General features: G+C 65.5%; 13 protein-coding genes. 11 read left to right on the forward strand and 2 right to left on the reverse strand.

Going from position 1 to position 18,339, the window contains the following annotated elements:
* Positions 1-3: 3 nt before the first annotated feature.
* On the reverse strand, positions 4-1,659 hold the full coding sequence (locus ACQR13_RS26520; protein WP_434863398.1) for a GspE/PulE family protein: 1,656 nt from the start codon (positions 1,657-1,659) through the stop codon (positions 4-6).
* A gap of 256 nt (positions 1,660-1,915) precedes the next feature.
* Here ACQR13_RS26520 and gspD point away from each other — a divergent pair, with 256 nt between their 5' ends.
* From gspD to ACQR13_RS26540, 4 genes are all read left to right on the forward strand, one after another.
* Positions 1,916-4,219, forward strand: coding sequence for a type II secretion system secretin GspD (gene gspD, locus ACQR13_RS26525; protein ID WP_316226536.1), 2,304 nt, complete (start codon positions 1,916-1,918; stop codon positions 4,217-4,219).
* Entirely contained in the window at positions 4,191-4,739 is a 549-nt protein-coding gene (locus tag ACQR13_RS26530; RefSeq protein WP_315752547.1) for a tetratricopeptide repeat protein, read from the forward strand. Before gspD ends, ACQR13_RS26530 begins: the two co-directional genes overlap by 29 nt.
* Positions 4,740-4,983: 244 nt before the next feature.
* Entirely contained in the window at positions 4,984-6,861 is a 1,878-nt protein-coding gene (locus tag ACQR13_RS26535; RefSeq protein WP_316170901.1) for an alkaline phosphatase family protein, read from the forward strand.
* A gap of 230 nt (positions 6,862-7,091) precedes the next feature.
* Positions 7,092-8,210, forward strand: a complete 1,119-nt coding sequence (locus tag ACQR13_RS26540) for a hypothetical protein (protein WP_434863399.1) — start codon at positions 7,092-7,094, stop codon at positions 8,208-8,210.
* A gap of 79 nt (positions 8,211-8,289) precedes the next feature.
* On the opposite strand, the gene ACQR13_RS26545 is transcribed toward ACQR13_RS26540, so the two are convergent.
* Positions 8,290-9,159, reverse strand: a complete 870-nt coding sequence (locus ACQR13_RS26545) for a ferritin family protein (RefSeq protein WP_315717461.1) — start codon at positions 9,157-9,159, stop codon at positions 8,290-8,292.
* 209 nt (positions 9,160-9,368) lie between these two features.
* Here ACQR13_RS26545 and ACQR13_RS26550 point away from each other — a divergent pair, with 209 nt between their 5' ends.
* The 7 genes from ACQR13_RS26550 to ACQR13_RS26580 are packed head-to-tail and all read left to right on the forward strand — an operon-like array spanning position 9,369 to position 18,293.
* Positions 9,369-11,669, forward strand: a complete 2,301-nt coding sequence (locus tag ACQR13_RS26550) for a 4Fe-4S binding protein (RefSeq protein ID WP_410052336.1) — start codon at positions 9,369-9,371, stop codon at positions 11,667-11,669.
* A gap of 10 nt (positions 11,670-11,679) precedes the next feature.
* A complete protein-coding gene (gene nosZ, locus ACQR13_RS26555) occupies positions 11,680-13,605 on the forward strand; it encodes a TAT-dependent nitrous-oxide reductase (RefSeq protein ID WP_315717460.1) in 1,926 nt (641 codons plus the stop codon).
* Positions 13,606-13,608: 3 nt separating this feature from the next.
* A complete protein-coding gene (locus tag ACQR13_RS26560) occupies positions 13,609-15,000 on the forward strand; it encodes a nitrous oxide reductase family maturation protein NosD (protein WP_434841987.1) in 1,392 nt (463 codons plus the stop codon).
* Positions 14,997-15,917 carry an ABC transporter ATP-binding protein gene (locus ACQR13_RS26565; RefSeq protein WP_315827796.1) on the forward strand — a complete coding sequence of 307 codons (921 nt, stop codon included), beginning with the start codon at positions 14,997-14,999 and terminating at the stop codon, positions 15,915-15,917. Before ACQR13_RS26560 ends, ACQR13_RS26565 begins: the two co-directional genes overlap by 4 nt.
* Positions 15,914-16,744 carry an ABC transporter permease gene (locus ACQR13_RS26570; RefSeq protein ID WP_316170908.1) on the forward strand — a complete coding sequence of 277 codons (831 nt, stop codon included), beginning with the start codon at positions 15,914-15,916 and terminating at the stop codon, positions 16,742-16,744. The genes ACQR13_RS26565 and ACQR13_RS26570 overlap by 4 nt, the downstream gene beginning before the upstream one ends.
* Positions 16,741-17,298 carry a nitrous oxide reductase accessory protein NosL gene (locus ACQR13_RS26575; RefSeq protein ID WP_315717454.1) on the forward strand — a complete coding sequence of 186 codons (558 nt, stop codon included), beginning with the start codon at positions 16,741-16,743 and terminating at the stop codon, positions 17,296-17,298. Before ACQR13_RS26570 ends, ACQR13_RS26575 begins: the two co-directional genes overlap by 4 nt.
* Positions 17,295-18,293: an FAD:protein FMN transferase gene (locus ACQR13_RS26580; RefSeq protein WP_316170909.1), complete on the forward strand. Its 999-nt coding sequence runs from the start codon at positions 17,295-17,297 to the stop codon at positions 18,291-18,293. Before ACQR13_RS26575 ends, ACQR13_RS26580 begins: the two co-directional genes overlap by 4 nt.
* The last annotated feature ends 46 nt before the right edge of the window (positions 18,294-18,339 follow it).

Here is an 18,339-nt window from a genome sequence, read left to right on the forward strand (position 1 = left end):
ACCTCACCGCGCCACGAGGACACGAAGCAGCTCGGAGGCCGAGGTGACGCCGGCGCGGCACTTGGCGACGCCGTCGTCAAGCATCGTCGTCATGCCTTCCCGGATCGCCAGCCGATCGATCGTGAGACCGTCGGCACTGTCAGCGATCAGCTCGCGCAGGCTGCTTGTCAGCTCGAGCAGCTCGAATACGCCGACCCGGCCGCGATAGCCGCTCTGGCCGCATCGCTCGCATCCCGTCGGATACCAAGTGATGTCGCCGGGCACGAGGCCGAGATGACCGAAGCGCGGGTCATCGCGACACGCCTCGTCATCGAGCGGCTTCGGCGTCTTGCAGTGATCGCAGAGCTGGCGCACCAACCGCTGCGCGATCACCGCGCGCAGGGTCGACCGCAACAAGAAGCCTTCGACGCCGAGGTCGAGCAGGCGCGGCACCGCCGCCGCGGCGGTTTCCGTGTGCAGCGTCGTCAGCACCAAATGGCCGGTCAGCGCAGCATGGACGGCGACATGCGCCGTCTCGCTGTCTCGGATTTCGCCGACCATGATGACGTCGGGGTCCTGGCGCACGAAGGAGCGCAGCGCGCTCGCAAATGTCAGCCCGATCGCCGGCTTGATCTGCGACTGATTGATGCCGGGGATCTCATATTCCACCGGATCCTCGACAGTGAGGATCTTGCGCTCCGGCGTGTTGAGCATGGACAGAATCGTCGCCAGGGTCGTGGTCTTGCCGCTGCCGGTGGGCCCCGTGATCACGATCATGCCGTGCGGCAGCGTGATCAGGCGCCGGAGTGCAGCGTCGTCGCGGGTCGCGAGGCCGAGGCGGCTCGCAACCAGCTGCGAGCGATCCTTCGGCAGGATGCGCAGCACCGCCGATTCCCCGTGCTGGGTCGGCATGACCGCGACGCGGACGTCGATCTCAGCCCGGCCGGCGCGAATCCGCGCCGCGCCGTCCTGCGGCAGGCGCCGCTCGGCGATGTTCAGACCGGCGACGATCTTGATGCGCGAGATCACTGCCTGCGGCAGCACGCCTGAGGGCGCTGCGATCGGACGCAACAGGCCGTCGACACGCAACCTGACCACGAGGCCGGTCGAGAACGGCTCGATGTGGATGTCGCTGGCGCGCATCTCCACCGCCTTCTCGATCAGATCGTTCACCGCGCGGACGACCGGCGCGCCGCTGGCGAGATCGCGCAGACTTTCGATGTCGTCGTCACGGATCTCCTGTGCCGGCGAGATCTCGGCGTCGTCGGAATCGCCAAGCCGCTGGTCGAGGACGACGGCGATATCCTCATGCGAGGCGACCTTGAAGAGAGTCTGCGGGCCGAGCACCAGTTCGGCGGCCCGGCGCACGGCCTGATCGGTCGGATCGGCCATCGCGAACACGGCGGCGCCGTCAGAATCTTTGTATGGATAGCCGAGCACCTCGCGGAGGAAGCGGTCCGAGAACTCGCTCACCGCGGGCAGTGCCGCCATCAGTTCGCGCAGCGCGACGCGCTGCAGTCCGGTGAAGCCGGCGACCTCCTCCGCGAAAACGTCGGCGGTCAGGCCGAACCTGTCCCAGAGCGCGATCTGCGTTTCGCCCGCAGCTCCGCCTTCGCCCGCCGCCTGGGGATGGCGCTCGCGAAGATAGGCATGAAATTGGGTCGACAGTGTACCGCTCATGGCGTGATCCGGGTGGCGCCCGTGCCGGCCCCAACGTCTCGGCACGCCGCTACTGGTGACCCACGTTATTGATCGCGAACATGACGGCTGTACGAATGCCGGAGGCGCCGACATTTCCGACACACATGCGGCGCAAAGGTCGGGCGGCAGCCGCCAATTATACATAAGTGTCATATTGGACCGCTATGCAGGCTGCGCGGTCTAAACGAGGCGCAGCTGCGTTTCGGCCGGTCAACACGAGTAGATCGGTAAGTCCATGTTTCGTATCGGCAATCGAAGCCAGTCCGCTGCGGTTGTCAGACCTGCCTCGCTGCTGGCGATTGCGGTGCTGCTCGCCTCCTGCAACATGGCAACGCTCAATTCCCAGGCCAGCGCGCCGGCCGATGTCGACGTCATCGACAAGGTGCGCTCGCTCGATATCCTGCCGCGCGACAGTGGACCGGTCGCATCGATCCAGGGACGCCCCGAGGTCGAGCGCGCGAGCGCGCGGACATATCAGGGGACCACGGTTCAGGAGGTCGCCGAGGTCAGGCCGCTTCCGGCGGCCGATGGCAAGGGCTATGACCTCAATTTCGAGAACACGCCGATCGCGGTGGTTGCGAAGGTCGTGATCGGCGACATCCTCGGCGCGGGCTACTCGATCGATCCCCGCGTGCAGGGCAGCGTCAGCCTGGTGTCGGCGCGGCCGGTGCCGAAATCCGACATCCTGTTCGTGCTGGAGAGCGCGCTGCGCCTGTCCGGCGTCGTGCTGGTCCGCGAAGGCGGCGGCTACAAGCTGACCCCGCTCGGCGACGCCATCGGCGCCGGACGCGTCGACGGCGAGGCCGGCCGCGCCGAGCCCGGCTACGGCGTCTCCGTCGTGCCGCTGCAATATGTCGGTGCGCAGACGATCCTCAAGCTGATGGACAGCTTCGCGACCCGCGCCGGCAGCGTGCGCGCCGACACTACCCGGAACTTGCTTCTGATCCAGGGCACAGGAGCCGAGCGACGCTCCGCGATCGAAACGGTGATGAGCTTCGACGTCGACTGGATGCGCGGCCAGTCCGTCGGCATCTTCCCGGTCAGCAATTCGGCGCCAGAGCCTTTGATGGCGGAGCTGGAGAAGATCATGGACTCCGGTGAGAACGGATTGAGCCAGAATCTCGTCAAGCTGCAGGTCGTCAATCGCCTCAACGCGATCATGGTCGTGACGCGCAAGCCAGCGCTGCTGCAGAGCGCGGCAACCTGGATCCGCCGGCTCGATCAGGCCGACTCCGGGCGCACCAGCGTCCACGTCTACCGGGTCCGCTACGGCGACGCGCGCCAGCTCGCCAAGGTGCTCACCGACATGTTCGGCGGCGCCGGCTCGTCCTCCACCGACGGCGCCGACGGCCAGACCGCGCCGGGGTCCGACGGCACGACGACATCGGTCGCCGATCGGCTCTCCTTCAACACAAATGCAGCGGGATCATCGGGTTCGAGCGCCAATCCGACGAGCCGGTCCCAAGCCGGTGGTCTCTCGAGCATGTCATCTTCGAGCACATCGTCCTCCAGCAGTACGCCGTCCTCGACCGGGCTGGAGCCACGCAGCAGTGGTGCTGGCGGAGGCCAGGCCATCATGCCGAATGTCCGGATCACCCCGGACACGGTGAACAACTCGCTGCTCATCTATGCCGACCGCGAGAACTACCGCATCATCTCCAGCACGCTGCAGCAGCTCGACCAGCCGGTGCTGCAGGTCGGGATCGACGCCACGATTGCCGAAGTGACGCTCACCAACGAGCTGTCCTACGGCGTGCAGGCCTATCTTTCGAGCAAGGTGCTCGGCCTCGGGACCGACAAAGGATCGATCACCAATACGCAAGCCACGTCGGTCGCCACAGCGACGACATCCGCGGCGACGACGGCCTTGATCAACCGCGCTCTGCCCGGCTTCAACTTCCTGATCGGACACGACGCCTCGCCCAACATGATCCTCGACGCACTCCATACCGTCACCAGCGTCAAGGTGCTCTCCAATCCCTCGCTGGTCGTGATCAACAACCAGACCGCCACCCTGCAGGTCGGCGACGTCGTGCCGGTCTCGACCGGCAGCGCCACCGTGCTGTCATCGAGCAACACGGTGGTCAACACCATCGACTATCGCAACACCGGCATCATCTTGCGCGTCGTGCCGCGGATCGCCGCCAACGGCAACGTCCGGCTCGAGATCGAGCAGGAGATCAGCAACGTCGCCGCGCAGACGGCGGCGAGTCTCACGCCGACGGTGTCGCAGCGCAAGGTCAAGAGCGCCGTCTCGGTCGCCAACGGCCAGACGGTGCTGCTGGCCGGCCTGATCAGCGAGCAGCAGAACGGCAGTCGCAACGGCATTCCCGGCTTCGACGAGATCCCGGTGCTTGGCGATGCGTTCTCGCATCAGGGCAAGAAGGGCACGCGAACCGAACTGATCATCTTCATCCGGCCACAGATCATTCGCGACGGCAGCGATGCCCATCAGGTGGCCGAAGAACTCCGTTCCAAGCTCCGCGGATCGGTTGGAGCGAGCATTACGGATGATTTGCGTGTCCGCACCACCCGTTGACCCCAGCCAAGTGATCCGGCCGACGATGGGGCGCCTCACCATCGCCTGCACCGCAGCCATCCTGCTGCTCGGAGCACTCGCCTCGCCCGTTCGCGCCGATTCGGTCAGCACCGCACGCATCGCCTATGCGCGCGGCGACTTCGTCCGCGCCGTGCGCGTGCTGACCCCGCCTGCCCTGCGCGGCGATCCACGCGCTCAGGCGATGCTCGGCTTCATGTATGAAAACGGCTTTGGAACCCCGCAGGCCTACGAGGTCGCGAGCGATCTCTATTGTCAGGCCGCCGCAGCCGGCAATCCGTTCGGCCAAGCGATGCTCGGCCTGATGTACGACAAGGGTCATGGCGTTCCACAGGACGTCGTGCTCGCCTACAAATGGCTGAACCTTGCTGCCGGACATGCCAAGTCGACCCAGCGCAGCTACTTCCTGCGGCTTCGCAACGCCGTCGCATCCAAGATGTCGGCCAGCCAGATCGCGCAAGGCCAAGCCCTCGCGCTGAGCTGGGTGCCCGGCCAGCTCTGACCAGTATCACCGGTCCATAGCCCGGCGAGCGCTGGCTCCCGACAGCAATGGAGTCAAGCCCCCGGCGGCACACGCACTGCCAAGCTGGCGCTGTGACGTGCGTGTCCAGTATCCGCGCTGCTCCGCGCATTTCACAAAACCGAAGCAAGACCGACACCACGTTGCAATTTGTTGCCGCGATAGATCGTCGCAGGCAAGCGGCCATCAGCATGCGCGCCACCACCCTCCTCCGTCCGGAGATCTCATGACCAGAACAGTCACTCGGTCCAAGGCGCTCGCCCTTGCGACCACCGCCGTTTTCACGGCGACCAGCGTCGCACCAGCCTTCGCCGGGGCGGCGACCAGCACCCCGATCGAGCACGTCATCATCATCGTCGGCGAGAACCACACCTTCGACAATCTGTTCGGCACCTACAAGCCGAAGGCGGGTCAGACGATCGACAATCTGCTCAGCAAGGGAATCGTCAACGAAGACGGCACGCCGGGCCGGCATTTCAAGAAAGCGGAGCAACGGATCGGCCGCGACGAGGTTCGCTACACTGCCGAGACCGCGTCCACCGGCGCCTATGCGACACTTCCGCAGCCCTACACCACCTACGGGATCGGCCTGCCGCAGAACGTCCTCGACACCCGCTTCCCGGCCAATCTTCCCAACGGCCCGTACCAGATTTCGAAATACGTCTCCTATGCCGCCTACACCGGAGATCCGGTGCACCGCTTCTTCCAGATGTGGCAGGACATCGACGGCGGCAAGCACGACAAATTCGTGTGGGTCGAGCAGACCATCGGCACCGGCTCGAACGGTCAGCCCTATCCGGCCGGCGGGTTCAACCCGATGGAAGGCGCCATCTCGATGGGCTTCTACAATATGAACCCGTTCACCGACGCCGCCGGCAAGGCCCAGCCCGGTGACGCAGCGTTCTTCAAGCAGCTCGCCGACGAGTATGCGATCAGCGACAACTATCATCAGGCGATCATGGGCGGCACCGGAGCCAACTTCCAGGCGCTCGTGACCGGCCACGCCGCGTTCTTCACCAATCCCGAGACGCTGAACGGCGCCCCCGCCGTGCCCTACGCCAACCAGATCGAGAACCCGGATCCGGTTCCCGGCACCAACAACTACTACAAGCAGGACGGTTACAGCGGCGGCTCCTACGTCAATTGCTCGGACCCCAGCGCGCCCGGCGTCGCCGCCGTCAACGAGCAGCTTTTCAAGAACGGCGTCTATAGCAACAACTGCGCGCCGAACCACTATTATCTCGTCAACAACTACAGCATGTTCTGGAACCAGACCAGCGCCAAGCCGAATGCCCTCGGCTCGGACAAGTTCGTGCTGCCGCCGCAGAGCGCGCCGACCATCGCCGACGTGATGACCGCAAAAGGCGTGTCCTGGAAATACTACAGCGCCGACCGCGGTGACGATGCCACCACCTTCGCCAAGAGCGTCGACGGCGTGCCGCTGCTGTTCCACTCCTATTGCGGCATCTGCGACCCGCTCACCGGCTTCAACAACATCATGAAGAACCCCGCCGAGGAAGCCAAGCTGCAGAACTACGGCGCCTTCGTGAAGGACGTGCAGAACAACACGCTGCCCGCAGTGTCATTCGTGCGTCCGTTCGAGGCGCTCGCCGGGCATCCCGCCGATTCGACCACCGACCTCTACGAAAAATTCCTCGAGGCCCTGATCAATCGCGTCAAGGCCAACCCGCAGCTCTGGGCCAAGACCGCGATCTTCATCACGACGGACGAGGGCGGTGGCTACTATGACTCCGGCTATGTCCAGCCGGTGGACTTCCTCGGCGACGGCACCCGCATTCCCTTCATCCTGGTCTCGCCGCTGGCCAAGAAGGGTCATGTCGACCACACCTATTACGATCACGTCTCGCTGCTGAAATTCATCGAGCGCAACTGGCGGCTGCCCACGATCTCCGCCGTCAGCCGCGACCGACTCCCCAATCCGATCCATGACCGGGACGACAACCGCTATGTGCCGAAGAACCGTCCTGCGATCGGCGACCTGATGAATCTGTTCGCCTTCGGCGATAACGATGGCGATCACGATCACGACGGCGGCTGGCATCATCACGACCACGGTGAGCACGGATACGGCGACGACCGCTGATCGACCGGGAGTCTGCCGCTGTCAAGAACAGCCCGCCGCACACGTTGCGGCGGGCCATCTGCGCATTGTGCGCGGCGACGAGATTGATCGTGCACCGATTTGCAACATCGTGACGCCGTCAGCGGATTGTCAGCCGATCGTCACGCCCCCGTTATCGAGCCTCCGCATCGTCCCGCCGCCGCTTGAACGAAGCGGCGCGTTGCAACCGAGGTCTTGGGGGATCTTGCAGAATGTCACTTCGATCATCGTTCAAATCTGCCTTTCATGAATTGCTCACATTGTCCGTCACGGCGTCTTTGCTGGCGTTGTCCGCTGCCGCGCCGAGCCTTGCGCACGACCATGGCTTCGACGACGATGACGACAGCTACGCCATCGGCCTGTGGGGCGACCTGCCCTACTCCACGCTGCAGGCCACCGTCGGCGTCCCCAACCTGATCGCCGACATGAACGCCCATCGGCTGAAATTCACGGCGCACGATGGCGACCTGAAGCAGGGCTCCAATTCCGCCTGCGACGCCGGCCTCTACGCCCAGGCGCTCGCCTACTTCAACAGCCTCGAGGCGCCCGCGATGTTCACCCCGGGCGACAATGACTGGGTCGATTGCGATCGCCCCTCGAATGGCGGCTTCAACTCGCGCGACCGGCTCGATTACGAGCGCAAGGTGTTCTTCTCGACGTCGTTTTCGCTCGGCCAGCGCAAGCTGCGCCAGGAGGTGCAGACCGATCCGCTGTGTCTGAGCGCCAACGGCACCAAGGTCGGCTGCGTCGAGAATCGCCGCTGGACCGTTGGCCGGGTCACCTACGCGACCCTCAACATCCAGGGATCCTGCAACAATCTCTGCGACACAAATCCCGATCCGGACGAATACAACGCGCGCAACGCGGCCGTGATTCTGTGGATGCAACAGACCTTCGCGGAAGCCAAGAGGCGCAACTCCGCCGCGGTGATGTTCATCACCCAGGGCAACCCGGGCTGGGACCAGGCCGATCCGACGCGCGCGCCGCTGCGCGATCCCAGGACGCTCGCCGAAGCCGACGGGCAGCCCGATGGCTTCGTCAGCTTTCTGACCGCCTTGCGCACCGAAGTCGAGGCGTTCCGCAAGCCGGTCGCCTACGTCCACGGCGATTCCCATTACTTCCGGATCGACCAGCCCTTCCTCAACAGTGCCGGCCAGCGGCTTGAGAACTTCGTTCGCGTCGAAACGTTCGGCGACAATCAGGGCAACGGCAACAACGACGTGCGCTGGCTCAAGGTGACCGTCGATCCGCGCAGTCGCGACGTGTTCTCCTTCCAGCCCGTCACGGTGCCAGCGAACCGCACCGCCGTGCCGGCGCCGACCCGCAACTGAGCCTCATGATGATCGGGTCATCCAGCTTGGCTGGGCGACCCTTGTCTTTCGCCTCTTTCGCGGAGTTCTGGAGTCGGACTCAACCGAGCGACCGCAGCCAGGCCAGCCGGGCGATCGCCTGCGACGCCAGCCGCTGCATCAGATCGAGCCGGTCCGGTTCGGTCGCTCGCTCCGCATGCTCCAGATACGCGTCCGCGAGCGCCTCCGCCAGCACGGCCGCATCGGCTTGCGCGAGCCCAGCCGGCAGGCGCAACAGGTCCGCAACCTCCGATGCCATTGCCGCGGCTTCCTGCGCAAGCTCGCGCACGCGATCCGCCGGGCGGCCAGCGGCGCGCACAGCCATCGCGTCGAGCAACTCGGCGAGTCGACGCTCCAGCCGGCCGGCGTCGATCGTGCCGGCGTCCGACGCCACCGACGCCGCGCGCCTGGCGTCGGTCTCAAGATGATAGGCACGGCGCCGCTCCTTGCGCAGCGTCGCGACATGACCGAGTTCCTCTCGCGCCATCGCCTCGGACGCCCTCTTGACCTCGGGATCATCGGCAAATGCCGCAAGATAGGACCAGAACGCAAAGGCCCGCTCCTCGTTGCGCACCGCCATCGACAGCGCGCGGTACGGCGTCATCAGCCGCGAGTCCTGGATTTCGCGTGCCACGCCGGGCTCAAAGGTCTCCGGTGGTTGCCAGCGCACCAGCGACGCATCGGGGGCACGCCCCGTTCGCGCTTGCGACCATTGCGCGACACTGTCGACATGCTCGCGCTCGGCCGCGGCCAGCCTCGCGAAGACAGCGGCCAGATCGAGCCGGCCTTGACGCTGCATCTCTCCGGACAGCTCGTCGTAGCGATCGGCCGCCTCCTGCTCCATCGCATTGGCGAGCGCGAACAGCTCGTCGATCGAATGCAGGTTCCCGGCCGGTTCCGACTTGAGCGAGAGCGTGCGTGTCAACAACATATGATGGTCCGCCTGATTGTCCTGGCTTGTTTGATCCAGCGCAACGTCCGTCGGATTGCGACCCACTAGACAACCGGCACGATAAGGAGTCAATTTAACCCGACTCTATTTGCTCAGGGATTGTCAATGGCGACGATCCTTCCTTCCCCGAAACAGTCCTGACTGGAATACGGCCCCTTCGCGGGCCGTCCGTTCCGCTTGAGGTGATCATGGTTGCGAGTGATGTCGCCACCAATCGGTGGCGCATGCCTGCTATCCTGGTAGCAATCCTCATCGGGTTCTGCGCGATCGCGGCCCCGCGCGCAGCACATGCGGCCGGCGATCTCGCAACCTACCTCTCGAAGATCACGCCGGGTGAGCTGTTCCCGGATGCGGATCGTTTCGGCGAGCCGCAAGGCGAGCCGCCGATCATGCCGGTGTATCGCGGCGATCAGCTCAAGGGTTACGTCTATCTCAACTCCGATTTCGCCAATTCCGTCGGCTATTCGGGCAAGCCGATCCACATCCTCGTCGGCATCGATCCCAAGGGCGTCATCACCGGGCTGAAGCTGGTCGATCACAAAGAGCCCATCGTGCTGATCGGCATTCCCCAGCCACGCATCGTTGCCGCACTCAACGGCCTGCTCGGCAAGGACATGATGCCGATTGCGCAAGGCGCGGAACATGCGCCGCAGGCCGACATCGTCTCAGGTGCCACGGTCACCGTGCTGGTGATGCACGACAGCATCGTGCGCGCCGCCACGCGCCTGATCCGCAGCGGCCGCATCGGCGCCGGCTCAGCGGCGACCGCCGCCGCAGCGCAGCCCGGCGTGACCAAGACGGTCGATCCCGACAAGAGCGAGATCCGCGACTGGAGCAGTCTGCTCGGCGACGGCTCGGTGCGGCGCCTGCATCTCAGCATCGGCGACGTCAACGACGCGTTCGCCAAGTCGGGCAATGCGGCGGCCGCGCAGAATCCGGAGCCCGGCGATGCCGGCGACACCTTCATCGATCTCTATGTGGCCATGGCCAGCGTGCCCACGATCGGCCGCAGCCTGCTCGGCGACGAGGGCTATCAGCGACTCAAGCAGCGATTGCAGCCCGGACAGCAGGCGATCGTCGTCGCCGGCGACGGCGTCTACTCGTTCAAGGGCTCCGCTTATGTCCGAGGCGGCATCTTCGACCGTATCGAGGTGCTGCAGGAGGGCGGAAGCACACGGTTCCGCGACAAGAACCACATGCGACTCGGTGCGCTGACCGCCGCCGGCGCCCCTGCCCTGCGCGAGATCGGACTGTTCATCACGCCGCCCGAATTCACGCTCGACCCGACCGAGCCATGGCAGCTCCAGCTCCTGGTGCAACGAAGCACAGGCAGCCACGACAAGGCGTTCCTGACATTCGATGTCGACTACACGGTGCCCGACGCCTACTTGAAGCAGCAGACGCGCCCCGCTGTGTCGGCAGCGAAGGCGACGTCCGCGCGTCCCGCCCCGACCACGGCGCAACCGGTCGCCGACGACACCGAGGAGCCGTTATGGATGCGCATCTGGCGCTCGCAGACGGTCTCCATCGGCATCACCGCGCTGGCGCTGGCCGCGCTCACAGGGATCTTCTTCTTCCAGAACGTTCTGGTGCGCCGTCCCCGGCTCTACACCTGGGTGCGCCGCGCCTATCTGCTGTTCGTGCTGGTCTGGCTCGGCTGGTACGCCAACGCCCAGCTCTCGGTCGTCAACGTCGTCACCTTCGTCAACGCGCTGCTGACCGGCTTCCATTGGGAGTTCTTCCTCGCGGCGCCCTTGATCTTCATCCTGTGGGCGGCAACGGCGGCTGGACTGCTGTTCTGGGGCCGCGGGCCGTTCTGCGGCTGGCTCTGTCCGTTCGGCGCGCTGCAGGAGCTGACCAACACAGTGGCAAAATGGCTCAAGGTGCCGCAGATCACGGTGCCCTGGGGGCTGCATGAGCGGCTGTGGCCGATCAAATACATCATCTTCCTCGGCCTGTTCGGGCTGTCGCTGTATTCGGTCGCGCTCGCCGAGCAGGTCGCGGAGGTCGAGCCGTTCAAGACCGCGATCATCCTGAAATTCTCGCGCAGCTGGCCGTTCGTGCTGTATGCCGCGGCGCTGCTCGGCATCGGCCTGTTCATCGAACGCTTCTTCTGCCGCTATCTCTGCCCGCTGGGCGCCGCGCTGGCGATTCCCGGACGCATCCGCACCTTCGAATGGCTGCGTCGCTGGAAGGAGTGCGGCTCGCCCTGCCAGCGCTGCGCCAAGGAATGTCCGGTGCAGTCGATCCATCCCGAGGGACACATCAATGTCAATGAATGCATCTACTGCATGCATTGCCAGGAGCTCTACTACGACGATCAGCGCTGTCCGCACATGATCCAGGTCCGGCTCAAGCGCGAGAAGTTCGAGGCGATGTCATCGCCGTCGATGCGCGCCGCCAAATCCGGTCCGAAGACCGTGATCACCCATGCCGGTCGGCCGACGACGGCGCCGGCTCAATCCAACGATCTCACTCATCCATCATAAGGAGACGACGATGGCGCACGACGACGACCAGACGAAACTCAGCCGCCGACAAATCGTCGGCACCGCCGCGCTCGGCGCGGCCGGCGTTGCCGGCAGCATCGGCCTCGGCAAGAGCGTCGAGACCACGCCGGCCGCCGCACAGTCGCGACCGGCGCAAGGCGCCGGCAAGGCGGAGGTCGCGCCCGGCCAGCTCGACGAGTACTATGTCTTCTTCTCCAGCGGCCAGACCGGCGAGTTGCGGATCGTGGGCATGCCCTCGATGCGCGAGCTCATGCGCATTCCGGTCTTCAACCGGTGCAGCGCCACCGGCTGGGGCCAAACCAACGAGAGCCGCAAGATCATGACCGAGGGGCTGCTGCCCGAGACGCGCGAACGGCTCAAGGACCGGCTCGGCATCTGGATGAACGGCGACTGCCACCATCCGCACATGTCGTTCACCAACGGCACATATGACGGCCGCTACATCTTCATCAACGACAAGGCCAACACCCGCCTCGCCCGCATTCGCACCGACGTGATGAAATGCGACAAGATCATCGAGCTGCCGAACCAGTACACCATCCACGGCATGCGTCCGCAGAAGTTCCCGCGCACCGGTTACGTTTTCTGCAACGGCGAATATGAGGTGCCGCTGCCGAACGACGGCAAGGTGCTCGACGACAAGTCGAAATACTGGTCGATGTTCTCGGCCGTCGACGGCGACACCATGAAGGTCGCCTGGCAGGTGATCGTCGACGGCAATCTCGACAACACCGACTGCGACTACCAGGGCAAATATGCGTTCTCGACCTGCTACAACTCGGAGAAGGGCGTCACCTTGGCCGAGATGACGGCAAGCGAACAGGACTGGGTCACGATCTTCAACATCAAGCGCATCGAGGAGGCCGTCAAGAAGGGCGACTTCAAGGAGATGAACGGCGTTCCCGTGATCGACGGCCGCAAAGGATCGCCTTACACGCGCTACGTGCCGGTCTCCAACAGTCCGCATGGCCTCAACACGGCCCCCGATGGCATCCACGTCGTCGCCAATGGCAAGCTGGCGCCGACGGTCACGGTGATCGACGTCCGCCTGATCGACAACCTGTTCGACGACAAGATCAAGCCGCGCGACGTCGTCGTGGCCGAGCCGGAGCTCGGCCTCGGGCCGCTGCACACCGCCTTCGACGGCCGGGGCAACGCCTACACTACGCTGTTCCTTGACAGCCAGGTCTGCAAATGGAGCCTCGATCTCGCCAAGCGCGCCTTCAAGGGCGAGAAGGTCAACCCCATCATCCAGAAGCTCGACGTCCACTATCAGCCGGGCCACAACCACGCCTCGATGGGCGAGACCAAGGAAGCCGACGGCAAATGGCTGCTGTCGCTGAACAAGTTCTCCAAGGATCGCTTCCTGAATGTCGGCCCGCTCAAGCCGGAGAACGACCAGCTGATCGACATCTCCGGCGACAAGATGGAGCTGGTGCATGACGGCCCGAGCTTCGCTGAGCCGCATGACGCCGTGATCGTGCACCGCTCCAAGCTCGAGGGCCGCGTGACCTCGATCTGGAAACGCGACGACCCGTTCTTCGCCGACGCCCGCAAGCAGGCCGCAGCCGACGGCGTCACGCTGGAGAGCGACGCCAAGGTGATCCGCGATGGCAACAAGGTGCGCGTCTACATGTGGTCCAGCGCGCCCGCCTACGCGCTCGAAAAGTTCGAGGTCAAGCAGGGCGACGAGGTGACGGTCTATGTCACCAACATCGACGACGTCGAGGATCTGGTGCACGGCTTCTGCATCGTCAACTACGGCGTCAACATGGAGATCGATCCGCAGCAGACCTCGTCGGTGACGTTCATCGCCGACAAGCCCGGCGTGTACTGGTATTTCTGCACATGGTTCTGCCACGCCATGCACATGGAAATGCGCGGACGCATGCTGGTCTCGCCGCGGAACGCGTGAGCGATGCGGCGCATGCGCCATATCAAGACTCTGGGGCTGGCGGCGCTCGTCGTCGCCGGCCTGCCCTTCCGCGCCCAGGCGGCGACTCTGCAGGTCGGAACTGACACCACCGACCTGCAGGCCCTGCTCGACCGCGCCGCCGACGGCGACGAGATCGCGCTCGCCACCGGCACCTATCGCGGACCGCTACGGATCAGCCACCGCTTGACGCTGGCTGGGGCTCCGGGCGCCGTGATCAGCGGTGGTGGCGAGGGCAGCGTCATCACCGTGGCGGCGCCGGGCACCGTCATTCGCGGCCTCGCCATCGACGGATCCGGCCGCGCGCTGGAGAAGATGGATTCCGGCATCTTCGTCGAGCAGGCCGCGCACGACGCAGTGATCGAGAACAACCGCATCGAGGGCAATCTGTTCGGCGTCTATCTGCACGGATCAGCCAACGCCATGGTCCGTCACAACAGCATCATCGGCCTGCGCGCGACGCGCGGCGGCGTCACCGGCAACGGCGTCTCGGTCTGGAACGCGCCGGGCGCCAAGGTGATCGACAACCAATTCCGGTACGGCCGCGATGGCGTGTTCGCCATCACCAGCCGCAACAACGTCTTCAGCGGCAATCGCTTCAGCGACCTGCGCTTCGCGGTCCACTTCATGTACACCAACGACAGCGAAATCTCCGGAAACGTCTCGACCCGCAACATCATCGGCTATGCGATGATGTTCTCCAAGGCGCTCGTCGTGAGGGATAACGTCTCGGATCACGACCGCGACCGCGGCTTGCTGTTCAACGCGGCCAACGGCTCGCAGATCGCCGGCAACAGCGTGATCGGCGGGTTGCAGCCGGCGGAGCGCTGGGCCACCGCGGAGAACCGCGGCACCGACGAAGGCGTGCCGCAGGCCGATGCGAGCACGGCCACGCCGACCGCCGGCGCCCGTCCCGGTCCCGAGAAATGCGTGTTCATCTACAACACCAACAACAACCATATCACCGACAACTGGTTCGAAGGGTGCGAGATCGGCGTTCACTTTACCGCCGGCTCCGAGGGCAACGACATCAGGGGCAATGCCTTCGTCAACAATGCTAGCCAGATCAAGTATGTCGGCACCCGCCATCTCGACTGGTCGAAAGACGGCCGCGGCAATTATTGGAGCGACAACCCGGGCTTCGACCTCAACGGCGACGGCATTGCCGACACCGCCTATCGGCCGAATGATCTGATCGACCGCGTATTGTGGACCGCGCCGGCCGCCAAGGTCCTGATCAACAGCCCGGCCGTGCAGGTGATCCGCTGGGCGCAGGCGCAGTTCCCGGCGATCCTGCCCGGCGGCGTGGTCGACAGCCATCCGCTGATGTCGCCACCGCCGGCGCGCCGCACTGCCGCTAGGAGCAGCGCCCGATGAGCGCGACCGTCCATATCGCCGACGTGATCAAGCACTACGGCAAGGTCGAAGCCGTCAAGGGCGTGTCGTTCGATCTCGCGGCCGGGGAGATGGTGGCCCTGATCGGCCACAACGGCGCCGGCAAGACCACGCTGATGAAGATGATGCTCGGCCTGATCCGACCGACCAAGGGCGCGATCGCGCTGCTCGGCGAAAACCCGGCCGCGGGCGAGTTCTCCTCGCGGCGTCGGCTCGGCTATCTGCCGGAGAACGTCGCCTTCGATGCCGCGCTCACCGGCCGCGAGACGCAGAGCTTCTACGCCCGCCTCAAGCGCGAGCCTGTGAAGGGCGCGCTGGCGCTGCTCGATGTCGTCGGGCTGGGCGACGCTGCCGGACGCCGCGTCAATACCTACTCGAAGGGCATGCGCCAGCGCCTCGGCTTGGCACAGGCGCTGATCGGCCGGCCACGCGTGCTGCTGCTGGACGAGCCGACCACCGGTCTCGATCCCGAGCTGCGCCAGACGTTCTACGAGGTGATCCAGAAGCTCGCCGCCGAGGGCACGACGGTGCTGCTGTCATCGCATGCGCTGACCGAGCTGGAGGAGCGGGCCGGCCGTGTCATCATCATGAACAAGGGACTCAAGGTCGCCGACGGCACGCTCGACGAGTTGCGCCGCCTCGCGCGACTGCCGACCCGGATCCGGGTCAAGGTCGCTGAGCTGCCGCCATCCGGCCGGCCCTCCTGGCTGCCGGAGGCGACCTCCTATCGTCGGGTCAATGGCCACATCGTCGAGATCGACGCAGCGCCGGACGAGAAGATCGCTCTGCTGCGCCGTGCGACGGCCGACGGCACCGCCGTGCAGGATCTCGAGCTCATTCCACCCAGTCTCGACGAGCTCTACGCGCATTTCCTGCGCCACGCGGAGCGTTCGCAATGAATGCCGTGATCACCATCGCCGCGAAGGAAATCCAGCAGGCGATCCGCAACCGCTGGGTGCTGGCGTCGACCCTGCTGCTGGCAGGGCTCGCGCTGTCGCTGACCTTTCTCGGCAGCGCACCGACCGGCACCGTGGGCGCGCGCGCGCTCGACGTCGTCATCGTCAGCCTGTCGAGCCTGACGATCTTCCTGATCCCGCTGATCGCGCTTCTGATCTCGCACGACGCCATCGTCGGAGACATGGAGCGCGGCACCATGCTGCTGCTGCTCAGCTATCCCGTGGCGCGCTGGCAGGTGCTGCTCGGCAAGTTCCTCGGTCATCTCGCGGTGCTCGCCTTCGCGACCTGCCTCGGCTATGGCGCCGCTGCCGTAGCGCTGCTGATCGCCGGCAGTCACTTCGACAGTGACGGGCTCGCGGCCTTCGCCGCGATGATCGGCTCCTCCGTTCTGCTTGGCGCGGTGTTCGTCGCGATCGGCTATCTCGTCAGCGCAGTGGTGCGCGACCGCGGCACCGCAGCGGGGGTCAGCATCGGTCTGTGGCTCGTGCTCGTCCTGATCTACGACATGGCGCTGCTCGGCCTTCTCGTGATCGATCAGGGCCGCAACGTTTCCAGCGGCGTGCTCAGCGCGCTGCTGCTGCTCAACCCGACCGACGCCTACCGGCTGTTCAACCTGACCGGCTTCGCCAATGTCAGCCTGTTCTCCGGCATGGCCGGGCTCGCCGGCAGCAGCACGCTGTCGGTGCAGGTGTTGCTCACAGCGCTGGTGCTTTGGACGTTGGTGCCGCTCGCCGGCGCCGCGCTGGCCTTCTCCCGGAGGGAGCTATGAAACGCCTCGCTTTCGCCGGCTTGCTCATCGCCGCCTTTGCGCTTGCCGCCTGCAACGACAGGCAGGCGGCCGCGCCGCCGCCGCCGATCAAGCTGACGGCGGAGGCGATCGGGCATTATTGCGGCATGAATCTGCTCGAGCATTCTGGCCCCAAGGGACAGATCTTCGCCGCCAGCCTGATCGAACCGGTGTGGTTCTCCTCCGCGCGTGACGCCATCGCCTTCACGATGCTGCCCGACGAGCCCAAGGACATCCAGGCGATCTACGTCTCCGACATGGGCAAAGCCGCGAGCTGGGACAATCCGGGCGCCGACAATTGGGTCGAGGCGCGCAAGGCGGTGTTCGTGATCGGCAGCCGGGTCAGGAGCGGCATGGGCAGCGACGAGGCGGTGCCGTTCTCGGATCGGACCGCGGCCGAGCGGTTCGCTGCCGAGCACGGCGGCCGCATCGTCGGCTTCACCGAGGTGCCCCGCGACTACGTGCTGAGCTCCGCCGACGACAACGCCGGTCTGGCCGAGCCGGGTTCGAAGCAAACCACGGGAGTCCAGCGATGACACTTCACCTCTCGCGCCGGCGCTTCATCCGCATCAGCGCCGCATTGGCGGGCCTCGCGGTTGCTCCTTCCTGGGCGCAGGCGGCCGACAGCACAAGCGGGTCGGTCGAATGGCGCGGCACGCTGCTCGGCGCCGTCGCCACGATCAAGCTTCATCACCGCGACCGGCAGGAAGCCGAACGGCTGATCACGGTGTCAATCGGCGAAGCCCGGCGGCTCGAGCGCCTGTTCAGCCTGTATCTGGAGCAATCGGCGCTGGTGACGCTGAACCGCACCGGCGTGCTGGTGGACCCCGCGCCCGAGCTGGTCGACATCCTCACACGCTCGCAGCGCTACGCCGCGATGACCGACGGCCGCTTCGACCCGACGGTGCAACCGCTGTGGACGCTCTATGCCGATCATTTTTCGCGCCCGCATGCCAATCCCGACGGGCCGCCGCAAGCGGCCGTGCAAGAGGCGCTGGCGCGGGTCGGCCATCAGCGGCTGAGCGTCAGCCGCGATCGCATCGTCATGCCGCGCGGCATGGCGCTCACCCTCAATGGCATCGCGCAGGGCTATGTCACGGACCGGATCGTCGAGCTCCTGCGCAGCGAGGGCGTGCAGCACAGCCTGGTCGACATGGGCGAAGCCCGCGCCATCGGCGCACGGCCGGATGCACGGCCCTGGGAGATCGCAATCGCCGATCCGGACATTCCCGACCGGACCGCTGCACTGCTTCCGATCATCGATCGCGCCGTATCGACATCGGGCGCCTATGGCTTCCGCTTCGATCCGCGAGGCCGCTTCAATCATCTGTTCGATCCGCACGACGGCGGCTGTGCGCAGCGCTATCGCAGCGTGACCACGGTCGCCGGCAATGCAACGGCGGCAGACGCGCTCTCGACCGCCTTCAGCCTGATGTCGGAGCCTGAGATTCGCGCCCTGCTGCCCCGCACCGAGATCGAACGTGTCCACCTGATCGACGCGACCGGAGCGACAGTCGAGCTTGTCGCTTGAATTCGCGGCCGAATCAGTCGAGAGCGCGGCTAGAGGATAACGGTCG

Source organism: Bradyrhizobium sp. HKCCYLRH3059, from assembly GCF_051168035.1.
GTDB lineage: Bacteria > Pseudomonadota > Alphaproteobacteria > Rhizobiales > Xanthobacteraceae > Bradyrhizobium.